This is a genomic window from Paracoccus sp. 08, assembly GCF_024105395.1.
Lineage (GTDB): Bacteria > Pseudomonadota > Alphaproteobacteria > Rhodobacterales > Rhodobacteraceae > Paracoccus > Paracoccus marcusii.
On record NZ_WEKR01000069.1, the window covers coordinates 86,490 to 107,346 of the forward strand.

At 60.2% G+C, this 20,857-nt stretch carries 16 protein-coding genes and 1 tRNA gene; 4 read left to right on the forward strand and 13 right to left on the reverse strand.

What is annotated here, in order from left to right:
- Window positions 1-317: 317 nt before the first annotated feature.
- Window positions 318-1,484 carry a DUF262 domain-containing protein gene (locus tag GBO37_RS17950; RefSeq protein WP_045983956.1) on the reverse strand — a complete coding sequence of 389 codons (1,167 nt, stop codon included), beginning with the start codon at window positions 1,482-1,484 and terminating at the stop codon, window positions 318-320.
- Complete coding sequence (locus GBO37_RS17955; protein ID WP_045983959.1) at window positions 1,481-2,677, reverse strand: adenine-specific methyltransferase EcoRI family protein; 1,197 nt, start codon at window positions 2,675-2,677, stop codon at window positions 1,481-1,483. Before GBO37_RS17955 ends, GBO37_RS17950 begins: the two co-directional genes overlap by 4 nt.
- Before the next feature lie 649 nt (window positions 2,678-3,326).
- Between GBO37_RS17955 and GBO37_RS17960 the strand changes: the two genes are divergently transcribed.
- Window positions 3,327-3,611: an HU family DNA-binding protein gene (locus tag GBO37_RS17960; protein WP_252930272.1), complete on the forward strand. Its 285-nt coding sequence runs from the start codon at window positions 3,327-3,329 to the stop codon at window positions 3,609-3,611.
- 236 nt (window positions 3,612-3,847) lie between these two features.
- Here the strand turns inward: GBO37_RS17960 and GBO37_RS17965 are convergent, their stop codons facing one another.
- From GBO37_RS17965 to GBO37_RS17975, 3 genes are all read right to left on the reverse strand, one after another.
- On the reverse strand, window positions 3,848-4,429 hold the full coding sequence (locus tag GBO37_RS17965; RefSeq protein WP_252930273.1) for a hypothetical protein: 582 nt from the start codon (window positions 4,427-4,429) through the stop codon (window positions 3,848-3,850).
- A 563-nt stretch (window positions 4,430-4,992) separates the two neighbouring features.
- Window positions 4,993-6,867, reverse strand: a complete 1,875-nt coding sequence (locus tag GBO37_RS17970) for a ParB/RepB/Spo0J family partition protein (RefSeq protein WP_252930274.1) — start codon at window positions 6,865-6,867, stop codon at window positions 4,993-4,995.
- Between the two features lie 263 nt (window positions 6,868-7,130).
- Window positions 7,131-7,544: a DUF3768 domain-containing protein gene (locus GBO37_RS17975; protein ID WP_252930275.1), complete on the reverse strand. Its 414-nt coding sequence runs from the start codon at window positions 7,542-7,544 to the stop codon at window positions 7,131-7,133.
- 510 nt (window positions 7,545-8,054) lie between these two features.
- Here GBO37_RS17975 and GBO37_RS17980 point away from each other — a divergent pair.
- Window positions 8,055-8,163 (forward strand) — tRNA-OTHER (locus tag GBO37_RS17980).
- A 345-nt stretch (window positions 8,164-8,508) separates the two neighbouring features.
- Here the strand turns inward: GBO37_RS17980 and GBO37_RS17985 are convergent.
- On the reverse strand, window positions 8,509-8,703 hold the full coding sequence (locus GBO37_RS17985; RefSeq protein WP_139085623.1) for a hypothetical protein: 195 nt from the start codon (window positions 8,701-8,703) through the stop codon (window positions 8,509-8,511).
- 98 nt (window positions 8,704-8,801) lie between these two features.
- A complete protein-coding gene (locus GBO37_RS17990; protein ID WP_252930276.1) occupies window positions 8,802-10,001 on the reverse strand; it encodes a DUF1173 family protein in 1,200 nt (399 codons plus the stop codon).
- A 439-nt stretch (window positions 10,002-10,440) separates the two neighbouring features.
- On the opposite strand from GBO37_RS17990, the gene GBO37_RS21695 reads away from it, so the two are divergent.
- Window positions 10,441-10,752, forward strand: coding sequence for a hypothetical protein (locus GBO37_RS21695; RefSeq protein WP_371927630.1), 312 nt, complete (start codon window positions 10,441-10,443; stop codon window positions 10,750-10,752).
- Here GBO37_RS21695 and GBO37_RS17995 read toward each other — a convergent pair.
- From GBO37_RS17995 to GBO37_RS18015, 5 genes are all read right to left on the reverse strand, one after another.
- On the reverse strand, window positions 10,645-11,661 hold the full coding sequence (locus GBO37_RS17995; protein ID WP_205963140.1) for a DUF4105 domain-containing protein: 1,017 nt from the start codon (window positions 11,659-11,661) through the stop codon (window positions 10,645-10,647). The two genes, GBO37_RS21695 and GBO37_RS17995, sit on opposite strands and share 108 nt — an antisense overlap.
- Window positions 11,654-12,928 (reverse strand): alpha/beta fold hydrolase, encoded by a 1,275-nt coding sequence (locus tag GBO37_RS18000; protein ID WP_252930277.1) that lies wholly within the window; start codon window positions 12,926-12,928, stop codon window positions 11,654-11,656. The genes GBO37_RS17995 and GBO37_RS18000 overlap by 8 nt, the downstream gene beginning before the upstream one ends.
- Window positions 12,929-12,994: 66 nt before the next feature.
- Window positions 12,995-16,060 (reverse strand): efflux RND transporter permease subunit, encoded by a 3,066-nt coding sequence (locus tag GBO37_RS18005; RefSeq protein WP_127898212.1) that lies wholly within the window; start codon window positions 16,058-16,060, stop codon window positions 12,995-12,997.
- Window positions 16,057-17,157 (reverse strand): efflux RND transporter periplasmic adaptor subunit, encoded by a 1,101-nt coding sequence (locus tag GBO37_RS18010; protein ID WP_252930278.1) that lies wholly within the window; start codon window positions 17,155-17,157, stop codon window positions 16,057-16,059. The genes GBO37_RS18005 and GBO37_RS18010 overlap by 4 nt, the downstream gene beginning before the upstream one ends.
- Before the next feature lie 109 nt (window positions 17,158-17,266).
- Window positions 17,267-18,463, reverse strand: coding sequence for an IS256 family transposase (locus GBO37_RS18015; protein ID WP_252930279.1), 1,197 nt, complete (start codon window positions 18,461-18,463; stop codon window positions 17,267-17,269).
- 772 nt (window positions 18,464-19,235) lie between these two features.
- Here GBO37_RS18015 and GBO37_RS18020 point away from each other — a divergent pair.
- The gene (locus GBO37_RS18020) at window positions 19,236-19,793 is read left to right on the forward strand and encodes a TetR/AcrR family transcriptional regulator (RefSeq protein WP_164871409.1); all 558 of its coding nucleotides are present in this window, start codon (window positions 19,236-19,238) and stop codon (window positions 19,791-19,793) included.
- Between the two features lie 35 nt (window positions 19,794-19,828).
- On the opposite strand, the gene GBO37_RS18025 is transcribed toward GBO37_RS18020, so the two are convergent.
- Window positions 19,829-20,787, reverse strand: a protein-coding gene (locus GBO37_RS18025) for an IS630 family transposase (RefSeq protein WP_127898215.1) whose coding sequence is annotated in 2 segments (ribosomal slippage) — window positions 19,829-20,443 and window positions 20,446-20,787 — 957 coding nt in all. Because the reading frame shifts where the segments join, the coding sequence is not laid out codon by codon here.
- Between the last annotated feature and the right edge of the window lie 70 nt (window positions 20,788-20,857).

Here is a 20,857-nt window from a genome sequence, read left to right on the forward strand (position 1 = left end):
TTCGGATCGCCGGCCGGATGGCAGGCGGAAAAATAAAATGAAAGATCGTCAGCGGTGCTAGAGCGAAGCGGAGGCGCGGCTGTCCGTTGGATCAGCGATCGCGGTGCCCGCGATCACCATATCTTTGAAAAGCAGCCTCTCGACTGCCAGGCAGCATCGACGCGAATAGCGATTGCTCAAACCATGCTGAAAGCCATAAATATATTGGCCTAACCGGCTCCGGTTGCAGCCGGATAAAAGACCAGTAGCAGGTCAGACGGAGAATGCCCCGTCCACGACGAGGCTTTGCATCCTGATTTCAAGATCGAAGGTCAGCTTTACTTATTGCCCTTCGCCCTATTGTGCGTCCGACAGAGCATCTCGCAGTTACCGGCTGTCGTCCCGCCACCTTTGCTCCAGGCAGCGACGTGATCGGCTTCCATCTCGGTCAATGTCCACATCCGGCTCTTGTTCGCGTCATGTCCGACCGCGCAGTGCGGGCAGTTTGACTTACCGGCCGCTGTTGCGGCTGCGGTCTGAGTTGCGAAAACTGACCGTTTTGTCGCCTCGTCGAAAACGCGGATATCGAGGAGCTTCGCGTCCTGTGACCCACCTAGGACATATTCGAAGATGCCGCGGCGGTTTTTGACGAAAGGGTCGCCATAAAGGCGCTGGACCTCGGCTGCCACGGTGGCAGGATCATAGGCGGTGGTGTGGTAGGTTTCGTAGAGCCTGCCCCATTCGAGGCCTTGCATCTCCTTCTCCACACTGGTGAAGACGCTTCCCGCCCAATCAATAACGCTGTCGAAGTAATTCTTCAGCCCGCCGATGCTGTCGCTCATGCGGTGCGCACTCATGTAGCCGCCGATATTGTTGCGGCTCACCCAGTCCAGGGCGCGCTCTAGGAAGTCCTGACGGTTAGCGCTGCCTTTGATGTATTTCGACCACTTCTGGATGTTGGCGTTTTGACTGTTGCTGAACTCAGCCTTAGCACGCGTGACGAAGGGGCCGGAATAGATCGCGTTCAGAAGCTCCTGCGGCTTCAGGGGCACGCCAGAGATATTGATGGTCTCAAACCATTGCTTGATCTCGGTCTCCGTGCCCTCACAGATGTAGATCAGCATTTTAGATTCGCGGATCTTCTGCTGCTGGTCGGCAGGTAGACTGTCGAAATTCTTCGGGTTTCCACCATCCATAATGGCGAACTTGTTCGTCACGAAGCGACCGATACTAGTGATCCGCTGCTGACCATCTAGCACCTCGTATTTTCCCTCAGCAATCTTATTAAAATACACAAGACCAAGCGGGTAGCCCTTTAGGAGAGACTGAATCACCGCCTGCTCGCGCCCTCCATTGTTCTCTGCATAGATGTAATTGCGCTGGTATTCCGGCTGGATCGTCAGCTGGCCAGAAAGGCCAAAGAGCCCCTTTCCTTCCAGCTGGTTGTAGACAAAGCCGTCACAGAGCTGCGACACCGTGATCTCAGTCTCGAGGGTCGTCTTCATGAGTTGTCACCTTCAGCGGGGCGGCGGTGCCGGATCAGAATGCGCTTGTAAACCTTCACGTCATTGATGACGCCGGACATGTTTAGAGGGATGTTGCCCGCCTTGCCGAAGCGTCGATAAAAGGAGTCCTTCTGGTCTTGGACAGTATACCAGCGCGTTCGGTAGGGATTGTCTGGATTGCTCGATTCTAACGTCCCCACGATCTCGAACTGATCAGGATTGTATTTGTCCAGGAAAGTCACGGGCACGCCCATCACTCCATCGAAATCGCTTGGGATCTCCTTGTAGGTCCCTACCTCGATAGCGTCATAATTGTCGTATCGGTCATATGCTTCTTTGCCCTTAAGACCTGGGCTGTAGCGCAGGTTATCCGACATGGTCATGAGGCTTAGCGGCCGGTGCCGCCGCCCGTGATCGAGGTTTGTATACCAGCAGGAGGATGAGACCCGGGCCATCTTTTTGCCCGTCGCCTCGTCAATGTGGTGAAATTTCGTATAGCTGTCAGGCACCTCGAAGAACATGCCGACATTAAAGTTCGTGCAACCGAGCCAGAGCTGGTTGGCCATCACATGGGGAAAGACGTCCTGATAGGTGATGGCGTTGGTATTCCCAATGATCAAAAACCTCTTGTCGTTCTGGATCAACAAGGAGACGTATTCACTGAAGAGCGAGAAGGGCGGGTTCGTCACGACGATATCCGCCTCGCGCAATAGGGCCACGCACTCCGGGCTGCGAAAGTCGCCATCGCCCTGCAACCGCGTGCGGCGGTGCGGGTTCTGCTCTAGGAACAGACGAACATCTTCGATGTCCCGAGCGCCATCGCCATTTAGATCCGTGACCTCCTCGATCTCAACCGCTACAGCGTTCGGTCGCTTCGGGGTCCGGTTTCCTTGGATATATTCATCAAAGGTAAGCTGCATACCGGCAATCGTGGAACCCTTACGGCTCGTCGTGACGAGCTTCCTTAGGCCCAAGCGGTTGAAGTTCGCCGCGAAATACTTAAAAAAATTGCTCTCAAAAGGGTCATCGCAATTGCAATAGACGACCTTGTCTCGGAAGGTCTCCTGATCAAACTCTAAATAAGCCTCGACCTCTTTCTGGATGTCCACATAGCGCGTGTAGAACTCGTCCTTCTTGGCCTCCCGTGCCGCCGTCAAGCCGCGGTTCAACACAGCTTTGCCATCCCTAGCCATCAACTCTCCCAACGCGTCATGCCGCACAGCTTTCGGCGGCCGCAAATAAACAAAAAACTCAGACATATCTACTGATGGATGTGTTTGAAGTCACGCGGTTCTCTTGATGTCGATCGACTTGCTAACGTCACCGATAGGCTCTTTATGTCGATGCTGCGCCGACCGATGACCATCAGATTTCGTCAAGCTAGCAGGCCCGCGAGGCAGACTGCCTGGCAAAAAAGGCAGAACTATGTGCCACAGAACATGGGCGAGGGGTCAGGCGAGGAAGCGCGCAGCGCGCCCCTCTCCTGAACCCTTGCTCCCGGCCGAGGGCAGGGGGGGAACCGCCGCAATGGGAAAATCCAGCGGACAAGGGGGTGGTGCGGCCCGCAGCGCGACGCGCGAGGACACGGCCCCGCAGGACGTGCAGCATTTTCCTGTTGCGGTGGGGGACCGGCGGTCCCCTGACGGACAGGCGCGCAGCGCCTGTCCCAACAAAGGCAGGGGGCGTTTGGCTTGTCCAAATCCCCCCTGCGTCTCGATCACGCGCCTGCGCGGGATCTCGCTATTTCAAATAAACCTGGGACCAAAATAGGAACAGATAAGATCGCTTCGGGTTATGATCAGCTAATTTCGTGACCTTGAAGTTTTTGCTGAGGTGGACTGCATGGTTCGTTCTGAATTGATAAAGAGAATTGTAGCTGAAAGACCTCATCTTCCATCAAGGGACGTCGAGGCCGCAGTTGATAAGATCTTTGAGGCAATTATCGCGAGCCTTGCGCGTGGACAAAGGGTTGAGATCAGAGGATTTGGTGTTTTTGAAGTCAGACCTCGGGTGGCGTTCACCGGTCGAAACCCCAAGACGGGGATAGCGGTATCCATACCGCAAAAGTCCGTGCCTTGGTTCAAAGGCTCCAATCTCCTTTACGGCAGGCTCAATCGAGAAAATTAAGGCCATAATCTGTCATGGCAAATGATTGCGCGCGTGGTTTGCGTCAGCGGTCCCGCCCGTGAGGGACGAGATGGGCGGGGCAGGGCGCCCAGGACCGGTGTGCGGGGGGATGGCTCGGGACGAGACATTCACCCGTGCAGCGCAGCCGGGCGCATCGCCCCGACCAGCTCGGGTGGAGGCCGGTCTTGCCGGCCGGAACCGGGGGCGCGGCCCGAAGGGGACGCCCGGATCGCTGTCTATGACCGGGTTTCGGGCGTGATGATGTTATGAAGCCAATTCGCAGCTTCTTGGCCCTTGGCGACCCATTCCTCAATGACATTCTCAGACATGTCCTGCCTCAAGGATTTTATCGACTGATCTACGATTTTCTTTTGTCGCCGACTTGCTTCCCGCATGTCTGCGATTTTGAGCATGGGATATAGCTTACTCATGCCAGACGACACGCAAAGTTCTTCCAGCCTGTATTCTATCGACTGTTCATCGCTTGGCAGCTCGTCGTGGCGATCCAGATACAGCGCGGAACAATGCAACGCTTCGTGCAGGATCGTGTCGAACAGTTCCAGCTTGTCGCCTTTGTGTTTGAGGACATTCAGGTAAATTATCGGCCTCTGACCTTTGGGATAGAACGAGAGTCCGTATCGCCTGCTTTGACCAACAGTTTCGGGCTTCCAGAACGTATCGGCTCGGACAACTGCCACGTGGCTCATGATACGGGTGGCCGCATTTATCATATCTGCATTTGTAAAAACTGCTGGATCGAAGTCGATGCTTTTTCCCATGACGTAATGCGCTTTATCTTCAAGGCTCATGTCGATCATAATATTTCCGGCTGTTGAATAGAGGTTTCTCAAAAGACATTGCTTTGATAATAACTGCGGACCAATATGGCGCAAGGGATGCGAAGCATCACCTGCGCCATATTTTTTCGGCTTTGATTGTTATTCTGCCGTTTCTGTATCGCGGTGCTGCCTTGCCGATGGCAAGGCTCCGCCCGAAGGGCCGGGCCTGGCGGGGGTGGCCGGCATAGACGGCCGTCCGCTCTGCTTTTCCTTGCCCTGTCACGACAAAAGGCGGCGATGGAAAAGAGGCCCCGCGCGAGGCGGGGCCAGTTGAACCTTCGTCGCAGAAGGATGGGCGGGGCCGCGCTCTACTGAACAGGAGCTGCGGCGGAAATGTCGGTTTGAGCGGTAGTAAAACAGGGGCGGGCGTTCTTGTGGATTGCAGCGGCGGTGAGCATCGCCTGCCGGTCTTCAATAAATGTTTATAGCTCGCTGCGCGGGTCTATTCAGGTATTGCCATCCCAATAAGTTGCAACATACATTCGGGTTCTTCCTCCTGTTGGATTGAAGGGGCGGCTATTCTCCCCGCCCCTTCATTTTTTTCAGAAGCAGTCCGGGGTCCAAGCCTCGATGCGGGCCTTCTTCTCTGCGTCGATCTTCCATGCCTTCTGATACTCGGCATCGCTGAACAGACGCTCCATGCACTGCGCTTTCTCGGCCTTCTTCTGGGCTTTGTGCGCCTTGAAACCGTTCCCCTGCGGATCACAGGCGGTCAGGTCCAGATGCAGCGCGTCCAGATAGTCGGCGCTGACGCGGCTGAAAAAGTTCTCGGCGGTGGGCGTCCAGACCTTGCGGATACCGGCCCCGGCATCGGCCTCGATCAGTCCGAAAAACTCCGCGCTACCTGCGCCATAGGGCAGGGTCCGCGCCACGCTCTCGACCAGCGCCGCGTTGCGGGCTTTCTTGCCAGCGGCGACGAACGTGCGGAAGGCGGTCGCCAGATCGTCAATCCGCAGTTCCGGGCGGCTCCATGCCTCATGTCCCGCAGGGGCATGGGTCAGCCGTTCGGAAAACTCCAACCCCTCGGGCTTGCTCGGGCAGTTGTTGGGGCGTCCCGGCGACAGGTCGAACACATGGGTGCTGACGCCCGATGCCAGCGACAGGCCGAAGGCCAGCAGGTCGAACACCATTTCCGGCTTGTCCAGCAACGCGGTCTGGATCGCGGCCAGCCGCACGGCCTTCATGTCCTCGACCAGCGCGCCGGAATAGGGCGACTTGGGGGCATCCTCGACGCTGGCCGCGCCGTGGCGCGTTGCGGCGTGTCCGGTCAGAACCTGCGTCTTGATTGCTTCCTCCCGGTCATAGGGGCTGACAAGGGGGTTGGTCACGCAAAGCCGTCCATCGCTTCCCACATAGACGAACACCCCGGCCACGGCGCGCTGTGCATCGGTATAGTCTCCGTCAAGGATTGCGACCAGTTCCGCCAGTTCGGCTTGGCCTGCCTCGTCCAGAACGTCGCCGTTCGCCAGTTCGGCCAACTCGTCGTAACGCTCGGCCTGTTCCTCGGTCAGTTCGCCCTCGACGCGGTAAACCCGGTCCATCTTCTCGGTGGTGTCATAGGGGATATAGCTGTCGGTCATAACCTCTGCCCATTTCCAGACCGCCCCGACCTTCGCCGCTTCCTCTTTCAGTTTCTCGATGAACAGGCGGTCCAGCAGGTCGGCATCGTTCAGTGCGGTCGTGTCGCTGAACAGGTCGCGGATCAACCGCCCGCCAGCGGCCTCGTAGGCGTCCAGCCCGACGAACACGGCGCGGCGGTCGGTGCCGCTGATGGCGTCGGGCTGCAAAGCGCGCTTGATCTGGTGTTCCGACAGGTCGCGGCCCTTCACCTCGGCCAGAACCTGCAAGGTCAGGGCCTCGTCCTGGGACACGGTGAAGGCTTTCGCCATCCCGTAGCTGATCTGGCCCGCCTTCAAGGCGTCCAGAACGGGGACGGGCAGTGCGGCCAAGGCAAGGCGGCGGTAAACATGCGCCTCGGTCTTGCCGAAGCTGCGGGCGATGGTGGACACGTCTGCGCCTGCCTCCTTCATCCGGCCATAGGCCCGGATTTCATCGGCGGGGGCCAGGTCCTCGCGGGCGGCGTTCTCGGCGCTGGCCCATGCCCGCGCGGTGGCCTCGTTTGGGGCGATGCGGACGGGAACAGATGCCAGTTCCGGGTGGCGCTTGGTCACGGTCGGGTCACGCTCAACCGCGCGGGCAATGGCGCGCAGCCTGCGGCCCCCGGCGACGATGCCGACGCGGCCATCCGCGTCAACGGTGCCGGAGAGGTTCTGGATCAGGCCGATCATGGCAAGGCTGTCGGCCAGCAGGTCGATCCCCTCCGGGTCCGCATCCTGACGCGGGTTCATGTCGGAGACATAGAGTTGGGCCAGCGGGAAATACTGGATGGCGGCTGCGGTGATGATTTCGGTTGTCATGGGTGGCATTCCTGTTTGCGACGATTATGCTTATTGGTGCCTTGTCCGGCTGTGAGGGCAGGACAAGGCGGGGGGGCTTAAACGGCCCCGTGCTGGTTCAGGAAGCGGCGGCCGATCCCAAAATCATCGCCCTTCCTGACAAGTGCCCATGCTTCCGCGAGGCGCTGTTCAAAGATTGCTTTGCTCATGTGTTCACCCCCTTTCCGGTTGAAGCTGCGGGAAGCATCGGCCTGCTAACGGAGCGAAAGCAGGCCGATCTCTGGTCAGTGTTCGGACGGCAGGTAGAGCGTCAGGACACGGCGCGTCTGGCCGGGGTCACAGGCACAATCGGGCATCGTTGCGCCGTAGGTGTAGGCGGTGTCGTAAAGGTCGATCTTCCAGAAAATCGCAGCGCCATCGGCTTCCACGCGCCCAAAGGAATGATCCTCCCAAGGGTCGTTTTCTTCGGTGAAGTCGCTGAAGTTGATAACCTTCTCCATCAAGGCGGATTTGGTCGCCACCGGCAGGGCCTCGAAACCCGGCGTGACGACAGCACGGCCTTTCAGATGATGGTCCCGCCATAGGGCGGCAAAGCCCAGGCAGCGGCGGAAGGCGTCGTTCTGCTCTGCGATCAGCAGGCGCAGCATGTGGTCGCGGGCCTGCTCGGTGGCGGTGTCGGTCTGGTTTGCTTGTGCCATTTGGCGTTCCTTCTTTTGCGACGATCCCGGCCCGGACTTTGCCCTGTGGCCGGTGCCCAAAATGGGCGAGGGGTCAGGCGAGGAAGCGCGAAGCGCGCCCCTCTCCTGAACCCTTGCCTCCCGGCGAGGGCAGGGGGGGAACCGCCGCAATGGGAAAATCAAACGGACAAGGGGGTGGTGCGGCCCGCAGCGCGCAGCGCGAGGACACGGCCCCGCAGGACGTGCAGCATTTTCGTGTTGCGGTGGGGGACCGGCGGTCCCCTGACGGACAGGCGCGCAGCGCCTGGCCCAACAAGGGCAGGGGGCGTTTGGCTTGTCCAAATCCCCCCTGCGTCTCGATCGCCGCGCCTCGCGCGGGGATCTTCAGTATTACTATAGCCCGTCTCACATGCTTTAGATCAAGCTTCCGGACGCCGTAACTAGCCTACCGAGTTTTGACATCCTCAGCCTATGCATTTCTCACTTAAGCCCTCTTGCAATGAGAGGAAGCTCCGCTAGATTATTACTACCGGAAGTGTGGGTGAGCGGTCTAAACCATCGGCCTGAATACCGCCCGTAGCTAGAGTAAACCGACGTAGGGTCTTCCCTACCGTGAGTTCGAATCTCATCGCTTCCGCCAACTTCGTCTACGGCTACGGGCATTTCGGGCCACCTAACGGTGGCCCGATCTTATTTAACCTAAGCTCCCATAAGGCATCGCTCCTGCTGCGGTCGCGCACCTTTACTTCCAAGGCCGTTCCCGGTGCACGACTGGACAACCGGGCGCGTCCTGCGTCAGCGGTCCCGCCCGTCAGGGACGAGATGGGCAGGGCAGGGCGCCCAGGACCGGTGTGCGGGGGGATGGCTCGGGACGAGACATTCAACCGTGCAGCGCAGCCGGGCGCATCGCCCCGACCAGCTCGGGTGGAGGCCGGTGCAGCCGGCCGGAACCGGGGACGCGGCCCGAAGGGGACGCCCGGATCGGTCAGAGAAACAGCGCAGAAATCTGCATCAGCATGCCGAGACCAGCGATCAGCAACAAAATCGTCCAGCCCCCCACACCTGACTTATCTTTTTTGGTCTCAAGCTTCTCATCCGGAATAGGTCTGACCCCTCCGCAATGTGGGCAGGCCCAGATGTGAAAACTTGGCACTAAGCAATAAGGGCAATAACCGTCCATTATATTATCCTTTTACTGTGCAGGTTCTCAGGGTTTGCAAAGTAAATTTATGAAACCGATATATAAGTATCCGCAGAAAGAGCTGGCATACCATGCGATTATTTTGAGTTACCTGGGATACCAGGCAAGTCAAATTCTCCGGGTGCCCACAGCCACGGCGGATAGACGCCATCGGCGGCGATCTTTTGCAGGTCGTCATACGCCTCCTCCGTCATGTCGTGACTGGGGGCGAACATGGCGACAGGCGTTCCGGTATCCAGTAGCAGGGCATTGGCGACAGGCGCCGTGGCCGACAGGTTGTATTTCAGACATTTGATGAAGTCGCGCTCGGCCAGGGCGTCCAGCAACTGGTGTTCGCGGTCGTGATCGAACGGAATCCATTGCCCGTTGACGGGCATGACGGCGATTTCGCGGATGTTGCCGTGGCTCGGCTTGGGGCTGAAGGTCGCAATGACGATCAGATGGCTGTTCGGCGTTGCCTCAATAGTCTCGATCTTGTCGGCCGCGATCCTGTCGAACCGCTTCCCGGTCTCCTCGTCCAGGAACATGGGATAATCCGGGAGATGCTTGAGAATCAGCTTTCGACCGTAGGTCGAAGGCTCATAGCCTTTGTATTCTGCGATGATGATGCCAAGGGGTGTGGGCTTTCCTGCAACCGGCTGAAGCCGGTGCAGGAAGCGCCGCCGTTCGGCGGCGAGCCTTTCCTTTTCCTCGATGGAATAGAGCGGGGGGACAAAGAGGTTGCCAGAGATCGGCCCGGCCTTTGTGCTGACTTTTGCGGCCGCGGCCATCAATTCACGGTGGATGATGAACCAGCTGCGGCGGCGGCCGAAACTATTCCGCCACCTGTTCAAACCCGCAGCTTCCCAAAGGTAGTGCAGCATGGCCAGCAAACGCAGCTTTGCCGGGCTGGCGATGGCGGATGATGCGGCCTCTCCCGGATCGGCCACGGGGGCGGCACGTCCGCCCTTCACCGATAGCGGAAAATCCAGTTTGAGCATCGTGCCGCCCGCCTCGTCGGTCACGATGGCCTGTCCGTTCACCTGGCCCAGGCCGGACAGTTCCGGGGGTGGATCGAAGGTCTCACAGACTGGATCATGAAGATGACCCGTTCCGGGCATTCGTTTCAGGATATATTCGTTCCCGACCTTGGCGATATACATTGCTGGTTCCTGGCGGCTGCATTGGCACAGCGGCCTGGCCTTCTTATCGTATGCGCCTTCCAAGATTCGTTGCAAACCTTCGGTCGATGTGCTGAAACGCGAATGACCGAGGCGATAAGTATTTTCGGCTACCATAATGCTCTCCTTCAATAAGAAAGAGAATCGTGCATATCAGCTGTAATTTCCAGAGAATATTGTTGTCTGGTTGTGAATTAACCCGGCGCTAATTTATACTTGGGGAATCCGCATCATGCTAGACGGGCCATACTGTAAGAAACGCACTTACCAGACAGAGGCGCATACAGAATGAAAGTGACTCACACTGAAACGATGTTCACGATGACCGGCAGGTACTGGTCTGGCACCTACCCCCTAACCGATCTTTCCAAGTGGCTTAAAGCGTTTCTGCAAAAACCGGAATCATGGGATTGAACGAACCCGCTGACGCGGGAGGGCGTCGCTCTTGGCGGGAATGGCCTCCTGATGAGAAGGTTTGGTTGCTGAGACCAACCTTTGATCAGGAGACCATCCCATGGCTGATGCCACATCAGCGGTTAGCCCGCTGCGTCGCCGTATGATCGACGACATGACGCTTCGCAACCTGTCGCCGGCCACACAACGATCCTATCTTCATGCCGTTGCAAAGTTCAGTCGGCATTGCCACCGCTCACCGCAAACTTCCGCTCTTTCCCTCGGGCGTACGAAATCCGGGGATGACACCCTCTATGTTTTGCGAAGGAAAGAAAAGTCGAGGATAACGGCGGAAGCAAGGCGACGGTCAGCGCCGGGGGGGATCCTCGGCACGGATGGCAATGGAATAGGGAATGGCGGGGTCGGCCTGCTGTGCTTTGGCGCTGATACGGGCGTCAGTCCTGACCTCCTCTAGCGGCAGCCCGGCGCCGGTCACCCTATGGTCATGCAGGTAATCTGGCAGATAGCCGGATAGAAGGATGCGCCAGTCCATCGGGATGCCCGGCTCGACCACCCGGGCCAGTTGAAAGATGATCGTGGTGCAGTTGGCGGTAATCGTATGATAGAAGGCGGGCTGCGCGGCCAGCTGGTTCGCCTTGTCCAGATAGGTCAGGAACAGCGCCCGGCGTTGCGACGCTGTCAGGTCCAACGGGTACAGGGCGACATCCTCGCGGCGCATGGTGGTCCGCAGCCGAAGGATGTCCGCTTCGTCGGCGGCAATCATCACCAGTTCGAATTTCTTGAAGAAGCCGCCGATCTCGGAAAAGGATTCGTGCCGCTCTCGCCGGATCTCGGCTGAAAAGGTCAGGAAGGCGCCGTCAGAAAAGCCGAAGCTGATCAGCGTATGGGCGATGGCTGGATTGCCCCATGTCGATGTTGCTAGATCGACTGAGGACAACGCGCCGATATCATAGCGGCGCGTTTCCCAGTGCGGGGTAAAATGCTGTTCGCTGCGCCACTCGAAATTGCGGACATTCTCCAGAATGGCGGTCTGCCCCTCGATCCGCGCGGTCACGCCATGGGCGACATCTGGCGCCCAGTCCCGATCGCCCGAGGGCCGGATCGTCAGCCACCATCCCAAAGCCACGGCGACGAGGGGCAGCAGCACCGCCCGGCTCGCGCCGCGTCGCCCGGCGGCCCGAAGCGCCAGAATGGCAAGGGCCGTCACGCCGACGGCAAGGATCCAGAACCAGCGCGCGAATCCATCCAGCTGATACCTCAGGGCCAGCCCCACCAGGGCTGCGGCGATCAGCACGACAAGCGTGAAGGCAGCCCCGGCAAGCCACCGTCGTCCACGCCGGGTCTGCGGGATGGTCCTACTCACCCGCCAAAGCCTCGCCCACGATCGAGAATGGGCTGGAAAGGGTGGCGCCGACCGTGTTGAATACAAAGGCCCCTGTGCGGCGAAGACTAGGGCCAGGGCCGTCTCCTCCCTCCCGCCCCCGATTGGCGTAGAAGGAGGCCAGCCTGACGTACCGGTCATGGTTCAGGCCGTCCGAAGCCTCGAGGCTGGAGATGTCGATGATCGCCAAGCGAGCCTCTCGCGCGGCCTGCTGCACGGCCGGGTCGGTGATGTCCAGCGCGCCGACGCGCGCGCGGGAGCGGCTCAGCCGGTTGCTGACGCGCAGGGCTTGGTCATCGGGCGAGACCAGCACTGCCATCGGCTGCGTCATCGGGCCGAGGACCTGCATCTGCGCGCGGAACACATCGACGTCGATATCGGGCGCCGCAAGCACGACGGTCAGGCGGTCAAGGATGTCATTTTGCCCCGACAGGCGCAGCTGGCGCAACGCCTCGACCGTCAGCCAGCCGCCCATCGAGTGGGCAAAGACGGTGATCGTGCCGATGCGCTGGTCCCGCGCCAGCGCCGCCAGCAGATCGGCCAGCGCATCGCGCGAATAGGTAACGGATTCCTTGTCGGCCACATAGCCCGCAATGGCAGCCTGAGAAGGCCAGGCGAACAGGATCGGAGTGTTGTCCAGATCGGCATCGACCGTCATTTGGGTCAGCCGGTACAGCGCCTCGGGAAAGTTGTAGTTATAGCCGTGCACGAAGATGAGCACGTCCTTTCTGCTGTCTTGCGATGCGGCGACCTTTTGCAGGAAGCCCTGCCGGGTCAGGATGCTTTGCCCGACCGTGGCAAAGCTGGTCTGCGGGTCGATCTCTTCGTCCGGCCATTCGATCACGCCTGGCTGATGGTTGGGCGGCACCGAGATATCGAAGGACGAGTAGTTCGGCTGGCTGGCACGCCCCGAGGTGAAGACATTAGCGTTCTCAGCCGCCCGCTCACGGGTCGTGGCGGCATAGATGGTGACGGTCTGCGCGCCGGGAACGCGCGCCTCGATCGTTCGCAGAACCTCAGGACCGGGTCTGGCAGCGCACCCGCCAAGGAACAGGGTGATGGCCATAATCAAAAGGCAGGATGCCCTGTTCGCGTGCAAGCACCCTTGAGCGTTGGTCATTCCAGTTCTCCCATTATCCATTGTTCCAGCCGCCGCTGGCTGTCTATCAAACACGTCCCGCAGGCCGTTACCGCTGATCTGCACCCGATTTGCGGGACGCGCATTGCTGCCGGAGTCTGCTAGCGCCACGAAGCCTCTCAGCAGGTGCTGTCATGGGTGACCTGAAGGCAGCCCCATTCGCCGCAAGGCCGCGCATCATCCGCTTGCCCCGACCGGATTAGCACTCCCGCCTTCCTCCATTTTTCTTTCCTTGCTAAACAACACGTAATAGAGGACCGGCGCGGCGATCAGGGTCAGGATAGTTGCGAAGGCCAGACCGCCCATGATGGTCACCGACATCGAGGCAAAGAATGGATCCCACAACAGCGGAGCCATCCCCAGGATTGTGGTGACCGCCGCCAGCACGACCGGGCGCAGCCTTGATGTCGATGCTTCAATGATCGCCTTTCGGAAGGGCATGCCCTCTGCCCGAACCAGATCGATCTCCTCGACCAATACGATGCCGTTCTTCAGCAACATCCCCGACAGTGACAGCAGCCCCAGAAGCGCGGTGAAGGAGAATGGCAGGCCGGTGATGAGAAGACCGATCACCACTCCGTTGACGGCCATGGGCACCAGAAGCCACACGATCAGCGGCTGGCGCAGCTTGCCAAACAAAAGGATCGAGATCAGCACCATGATCAGAAGTGAAGCCGGCAATTGCTGGCCCAGACTGCGTTGCGCGTCGGTGCTGTTTTCATATTCCCCTCCCCATTCGAGGACATAACTATCGGGCATGGTGATTGCCTCGACCGGGGCGCGGATGGTAGAAAAGACATCGGATGCATTGCCCCCTGTGGGGATCCCCGCCTCGACCGTGATCGTCGGAACCCGGTCGCGGCGCTGGATAAGGGTGTCGCGGGGCTCCCATCCAACGCGTTCGATCAGCTGCTCCATGCTGACGTAATCCTCGGCAGCCTCGGAATAGACGATCTGCTGGGCGAGATCGGGATTGGCGCCGCTGCCGCGCAGGCGGATCGGGATCTGCCTGTCGGCTTCCTGATAGATCGCGACGGGCAGGCCCTCGGTCGCCATCAGCGCGGCATCTGACAGATCGGCGCGCGAAATCCCGGCCGTCTGCGCGCGCTGCGTGGCATATTCTGGGATCAGCACGGGCTCGTATTCGCGCCAGTCAGTCCGGATATCAATCAATCCCGCATCCTGCCGGGTCAGCGTGGTGCTGACCAGATCGGCCAGCGCGCGCAGAACCTTTGGATCGGGCCCCGAAATCCGCGCCTGAATGGGCGCGCCGCCGCCGGGACCAAAGGCCAGACGTTCGGTCCGGAACTCGCCCTCAAGCAGCGTTTCGCGACCAAATTCGTTCAGATCCTCCAACAGCCGCGGGATCGTTTCGGTCGTGGCGGTACGGATGATCAGATGGCCATAGCTGGGCAGCGCCTCTTCTGGGGAATAGGTCAGCATGAAGCGCGTCGCCCCCGAGCCTACGAAGGTCGCGACCGACGTCACCTCGTCGCGCTGCAGCAACCATTCCTCGGCCTTGCGCATGTCGTCCGACACGCTGTGGATGTCGCTGCCCTGCGGCAGTTTGTAATGCGCATAAAAGACCGGCGTGCTGCTGTCGGGAAAGAACTGCTGGGGCACCGAGGCAAAGCCGCGAAAGCACAGCACGGTGATGACGATCATCGCCGCCAGAAACAGCCAGCGCGCCCTCAGCGCCCCACCCAGTACCGTGCGATAGGCCCGAAAGACTGGGCCATTGTAATCGCCACCCTCACCGTCGCCCTTGCCGCGCTTGAAGACGTAATGGGCCAGAAGCGGCGTGACGGTGAGCGCCAGTACCCAGGACAGCAGCAGCGAGATCCCCACCACCGCGAACAGCGAGAACATGAACTCGCCCGTCGCATCCGGCGACAGGCCGATGCCGGCAAAGGCCATGATGCCGATCACCGTCGCGCCCAGCAGCGGCAGCTGGACCCGCTTCGCGCCATCCTCGGCGGCGTCGCGGGACGAGCTGCCCGAGGCCATCTTGATCTGCATCGATTCGGCCAAGACAATCGAATTGTCGACCAGCATCCCCATCGCAATGATCAGCGCGCCAAGCGAGATCCGCTCCATTTCTATCCCGCCAAGCGACATGAAGAAGAACGTTCCGATCACGTTCAGAAACAGCGTCGATCCGATGACGACCGCCGACCGCCATCCCATAAAGAGCGCCAGCACCACCACCACCAGCGCCACCGACATCGCCAAATTGACCAGAAATGCGGACGAGGATTCGTCCACGACCAGATGTTGCTGATAAATGGGGTGGAGCTGCACGCCATGGGGCAGCTCCCGCAACAGTTCGGCTATCTTGGCATCGACGCGCATGCCGATATCGACGATGTTCTGCGACGACACACCCGCTATGCCAAGCGTGAACGCCTCTTGCCCGTCAAAGCGGATGATTTCGCGCGGGGTGGGAACGCGACCGCGTTCGACCGTGGCGATGTCGGTCATCTGAAATACCGAGGTTCCCACGTTCACGGTCAGCTCGCGCAGCGCATCGACGCTGTTGGTGCCGCGCGGCACGTCGATCCCGAAGCGGTTGCCGTCCGCCGCCAAAGACCCCGAGGGTGACACGGCTGCCGCCGCGCTGATCTGGTCGATCAAAGCGCCGGGCGGGACACCCAGATTGGATGCGATGGCCATGTCTGGCATGACATAGACCGCCTCTTCCGGCAAACCGGCGATGGCCACATTCGACACGCCCTCGACCGTTAGGATCTCGCGCCGCAGATAGGTCGAGATCTCGTGGATCTCGGCATCCGAAAACCCGGGCGCGGTCACCGCCATGAAGATCCCGAACACATCGCCGAAATCGTCGTTTACGACCGGCAGGTTCGCGCCTTCGGGCAATTGGGCACCGGCATCGGCCACGCGGTTGCGCAGCTCGTCCCAGACCTGCGGCAGCTCGGCCCCACTGACCGTAGACAGGATTTCGACATCGATGCGCGATGAGCCGGGCTTGTTCGACGAGGTCACCGTGTCCAGCGAGGCCATCTGCTGGATCGCGGATTCTAGGGGCTCGCTGACCTCGCGGGCGACCTGTTCCGCCGAGGCCCCGGGATAGGAGGTGATCACCACCGCCTGCTTGATGGTAAAGCTCGGGTCCTCCAGCCGGCCTACGGTCGCATACCCCCACAGGCCGCCCAGAAGGCAGCCGAGAATCAAAAGCCAAGTCAGAAGCGGCGCGTCGATCGCCTTACGTGCTAGGTTCATTGCGACGCCTCGGGCGTAGGACCATTGTCGTTGGACAGACCAGTAAAGCGGCCTACCCGCGTCCCGTCAGCCAGCATCGCCGCGCCCGAGGCGACGATGGTCACGCCCGGCTCGGGACCGTCCAGCATGTAAAACCTGGTGCCCCCGGCGGGTTCGATCGTGACGCTGCGACTGGCCAGCGTGCCGCGATCGGGGTCGGCGTCATCGGGGCGATAAACCAGCACCTGAGGGCGGCCATCGGGCGCATAGCGCAGCGCACTGGCCGGCAGCGTCACGACGCTGTCCGAGCCCGGGCGCTGGACGGTGACCTGAACCGTGGCCGAGGCCCCCGGCAACAGATTTTCGGGCTGATCCTCGCCGAACGCGAAGGCTACGCGATAGGTCTGGCCCGCTTCGGCAGCCTCGGCGGTCAGCTCGCGGTATTCCAATGGATAAAGAGGGCCGTCGACGACCATCTGCGCGCTGGCCTGAAACTCCAGCTGGCCGCCGAACTGGCGGAACAGGATTTCCGGCACCTGAATGTGAACCTGGATTTCGCTCATGTCATGTGCTCGAACGACGGGTTCGCCCGCCGCAACTGTCGCATATTGATCCGCCAGTCGCTGCGAGATGAGCGCGTCGAAGGGAGCTTGCATCGTGGCATAGTTCAGGCTGTCCAATGCATCCTCATAGGCCACCTGTGCCACGTCACGTGTGCTCTGGGCATTCTCGATTTCAGCTAGGGCTACGACGCCCGCCCCCAATTTACTGAGACGTGCCAACTGCCGTTCGGCCTGATTAAGCTGTACCTGCGCCTCATTCACGGCGCGTTCGAAGGGACCGCGATCAAGTCGTCCCAGAAGAGTGCCCGCTTCGACAAACTGGCCTTGTCGGATAGGCAGTTCCTCAATCTGGCCGCCCGCCCGAAAGGACAGATCAACGGTCGATCTGGCCGCGATTCGCCCGAAAAACCGCCGCTCGACGAAGTCGGCGGCCTCTTCCAGGACCATCAATTTGGCCGGGCGCAGGCTTTCGCCCGGATCGCCCACCTGTGCGAATGCTGGAGACAAAGACGCCAGAAGCGTCAGGGAAATGACCGCAGAGATATTGAATTTCATAAAAGTAGCCTTCGTGCATGGATCGTCGCCAGATGGCATGGCCGGTTTTGAAGATAGTGTCCCACGGCGTGGTGTAGGAGCGCCGAGCCTCGGAGAGGTTCGAGCTTGATCAGGTTGCCACGGCGGGCAGCCTGACGTTGGGATTGTCGGTGACGCGGGCGAGGGTTTCAAGCGACATGTAGCGCCGCGCGACCGCCCATTCGTCGTTGGTCTCAAGCATCAGTGCGCCGACCAGGCGGATGATGGCCTCGTCGTTGGGGAAGATGCCGATGACATCGGCGCGCCGCTTCACCTCGCGGTTCACCCTTTCGAGCGGGTTGGTCGAGGCGATCTGGGTCCAGTGCTCGCGGGGGAACGACATGTAGGCCAGGACGTCGTCGCGGGAGTTGTCCATCAGGGCGCCGAGCTTGGGCTGCTTCTCGCGCAGGGCGTCGGCCACGATCTCCCACTGGGCTTCGGCCTCGGCCTTGGTCTCCTGCGCGAAGATCGTCTTCAGCATCGCCGCCACCGCCGTGCGCTGCTTGGCAGGGGCGTGGGCCAGCGCGTTGCGCATCCAGTGAATGCGGCATCTCTGGTGGGTCGCGTTGAAGACGCGGCGTGCAGCGGCCCGGAGGCCCTTGTGATCATCGGCGATCACCAGCTTCACGCCGCGCAGGCCGCGGTCGGCGAGGCTGCGCAGGAACTCGGTCCAGAAGGTCTCGGCTTCGGATGGACCGGTGGCGACACCCAGAACCTCGCGCTTGCCGTCCTCGTTCACCGCCACGGCGATTATCACGGCACGGCTGACGATCCGACCACCCTCGCGGACTTTCAGGTAGGTCGCGTCAAGCCAGAGGTAGGGCCATGCCCCTTCCAGTGGTCGGGTCAGGAAGGCGTTCACGCGCTCGTCGATCTCGGCGCAGAGCCGGCTGACCTGGCTCTTGGACATGCCGCCCGCGCCCATGGCCTTCACCAGATCGTCGACCGAACGGGTCGAAACGCCGTGGACGTAGGCCTCCTGGATCACCGCCACGAGGGCCTTCTCGGCGGTGCGGCGTGGCTCAAGGAAGCTCGGGAAGTAGCTGCCTTTGCGCAGCTTCGGGATCTCCAACGCGATCCGCCCCGTTCGCGTGTCCCAGTGGCGCTCCCGGTAGCCATTGCGCTGAACTTCACGCATCGGCGATCGCGCGCCCTTGGCCGCACCCGTCCGGGCCTCCACCTCGGCCTCCATGATGCGCCCGGCCGCAAAGGCCAGCATCTCGCGCACGAGATCGCCGTCAGCCTCCTTCTCAACCAACTCGATCAGCGCCATTCTGTCGTCGGTCATCGTCATCTCCGTTCTCGGTTCCAGGTGTTGCAACCCGAACCTTTTCCGAAGATCGGCGGTGACCGCCAGCGTCACCCACGGCCGCGCGCTGCGCTACGCCAAAGGCTCCGCGCGCGGCCTCCTACACCACCACCCGGGACACTGCCGTTTTGAACGGAAAATGTCACAGGAGCCTGCCCAGCTATGTGCCTAGTCAAGCGCAGCGTCTGGTGTTCGGAAAAAGTCGAAGCAGCGGGACGCAGTCGCGATATGTGGACCCAATCAAGGTGCTGCCAGGAAGACTCAACCTTTCCAATGCTCAGAGTTTCAGCTGTTTTTCCGGGGGCAACGCGACTCCTGCACAGATGAAGAGCCCTTGAACCAAAAGACGCCCCGTTGCTGGAACAGTCGAGAAATCTGCGCAGATGAAATCCCACAGGTGCAAACCGCACGTAGGTTGCATATAGAGCTTCGAATGCAAGCTCGGTTTATCCCATCAAGAGTTAGTGGCACCAAGGCATTAACAAAACGGTTTAACAGCTTTACGAGGCCCGCCCAACGGAGCTGTTGCTTCGATCTTGTCAGCCCGCTCCAGCGCCGCAAAGGCAAAAGAACGCGAAAATCCCTAGTTTTAAGCCGCTATCAGTCGGTGTTTCATTCTAGTCGTATCCTCGTTACTATCAGGAGCGCGGTGAAGATACGGCGCGTAACACAAGAATTGAGCACTGCATAGATGCACAGTGATTCCATCTCCGGGAAATCCGGCTACCATCACGGAAATTTGAGGGTGGCGTTGATCGAAGCGACCGATGGCATCATCCGCGACCGCGGGATCGAGGGCCTCTCGCTGCGCGAGGCTGCACGGCGTGCAGGTGTATCAATCGGTGCACCCGCGCACCACTTCGGTTCCACCTCGGGGCTGCTGACAGAGGTGGCTCTGCTAGGCTATGATAGCCTTGGCGCGTCGCTGAACGCGGTCATACCGACTGATGACCCTATTGCCGATCTGCGGCAAATGGCGATTGCTTATGTCAGCTTCGCGCTGGCCCATGCTGGGCGGTTCCGGCTGATGTTCCGACCTGATCTCGTCGATCGCGACAACCCCCGCTATGTGGCGGCTGCCACCCGTGCGTTGTCAGGTTTTGCAGCCGCGATCACGCGTCAAAAAGGCGCTGTGGAAGACAATATGGCCGAGATTTTCGTGGTTTGGTCGTCGATCCATGGCATGGCGAACTTGGTCGTAGACGGAAAAGCACAGTATCTATTTGCGGGCGCAACGCCGGAGCAATTTGTAGAAACGATCATGCCGAAGCTTTTGGCTGAAACCTGGCCGTTTGGCATGGCCCATTAACTGAGATGGTTCGTATTGCTTAAAGCGTTTCTGTATTAACCTGATACATACCCTGCCGCGTGGAAGTAGTTCCAGCACTCCTGGGGTGAGAACATGCTGCAGATGTCACCAAGGGCTTTGAACAGGTCATCGAAGGTTCGTGCGCCCATTTTGCGGAGATGCGCCTTCAGCTTCGAGAAAGCCTGCTCGATGGGGTTCAGGTCGGGTGAATAGGGCGGCAGATACAGGAACCAACACTTGGCGTCACGGATGGCTTCGGCGGCCTCGACGTTGCGATGAGTGGCCAGGTTGTCGAGGATGACGACCGTGCCGGGCGTCAGTTCCGGGGTCAGGACATCGCGGACATAGGTCGCAAAGGCGGAGCCATCCATCGCGCCTTTGATCACCCAGGGCGCAATGAGCCCCTCCGACGTGAGGCCTGCGATGAAGGTCTGTGTGCCCCAGCCACCGAAAGGCGCGTCCATCCGCAACCGCTGGCCGCGGCAGGCGCGCCCTCGCAGTCGGGTCAGGTTCGTCTTCACGGAGGTTTCGTCAATGAACACCAGCCGTTCGGGCTGGCGACGCATAAAGGGAATGCGCCGCTCCTGCCACTCGTGCCGGGCTTGTTTTACACGGGCGCGGTGCTGTTCGGAGGCCACCAACGATTTTTTTTATAGGTGAAACCAAGCCGCTTGAGCAGAGCCGCAATCGAGGAGTGATGAACCTTCACGCCCTCGGCCATGGCCAGCGCATCGCGCAATTCATAGAGCGTGATATCCGGATCCTGGGCGACCAGCTCTTCAAAAAAGGCCTGATGCGGCGCAAGCTTTCCGCGCCCGCGTGGCCGCCCCTGCGGCGCGGGCACTGCATCCCCGTGCTGCCGAATTGCCCGGGCCCAACGAGACCCCGTCGCAGGCGAGAGCATCAATCGCGCCGCGGCAGCTCGCCCACTCAAACCCTCTTCGAGACAAGCCTTGAACCGCGCACGCAGCGCATTCGGTAAAGGTGCTGACATGATCCATCCTCCTAGAAAGGATGAATCACAAGCAGACCCCTATGAAAATCCCATGATTCCGGGTTTTGCA

Bases quoted from the DNA above. Each gene is read 5' to 3' on its own strand.
- GBO37_RS18015 (WP_252930279.1), bottom strand. From the start codon at position 18,463: ATGACCGACGACAGAATGGCGCTGATCGAGTTGGTTGAGAAGGAGGCT.
- GBO37_RS17965 (WP_252930273.1), bottom strand. From the start codon at position 4,429: ATGATCGACATGAGCCTTGAAGATAAAGCGCATTACGTCATGGGAAAA.
- GBO37_RS17990 (WP_252930276.1), bottom strand. From the start codon at position 10,001: ATGGTAGCCGAAAATACTTATCGCCTCGGTCATTCGCGTTTCAGCACA.
- GBO37_RS17970 (WP_252930274.1), bottom strand. From the start codon at position 6,867: ATGACAACCGAAATCATCACCGCAGCCGCCATCCAGTATTTCCCGCTG.
- GBO37_RS17985 (WP_139085623.1), bottom strand. From the start codon at position 8,703: ATGGACGGTTATTGCCCTTATTGCTTAGTGCCAAGTTTTCACATCTGG.
- GBO37_RS17975 (WP_252930275.1), bottom strand. From the start codon at position 7,544: ATGGCACAAGCAAACCAGACCGACACCGCCACCGAGCAGGCCCGCGAC.
- GBO37_RS21695 (WP_371927630.1), top strand. From the start codon at position 10,441: ATGATCGACGACATGACGCTTCGCAACCTGTCGCCGGCCACACAACGA.
- GBO37_RS17950 (WP_045983956.1), bottom strand. From the start codon at position 1,484: ATGAAGACGACCCTCGAGACTGAGATCACGGTGTCGCAGCTCTGTGAC.
- GBO37_RS17955 (WP_045983959.1), bottom strand. From the start codon at position 2,677: ATGGCTAGGGATGGCAAAGCTGTGTTGAACCGCGGCTTGACGGCGGCA.
- GBO37_RS18010 (WP_252930278.1), bottom strand. From the start codon at position 17,157: ATGAAATTCAATATCTCTGCGGTCATTTCCCTGACGCTTCTGGCGTCT.
- GBO37_RS18005 (WP_127898212.1), bottom strand. From the start codon at position 16,060: ATGAACCTAGCACGTAAGGCGATCGACGCGCCGCTTCTGACTTGGCTT.
- GBO37_RS17960 (WP_252930272.1), top strand. From the start codon at position 3,327: ATGGTTCGTTCTGAATTGATAAAGAGAATTGTAGCTGAAAGACCTCAT.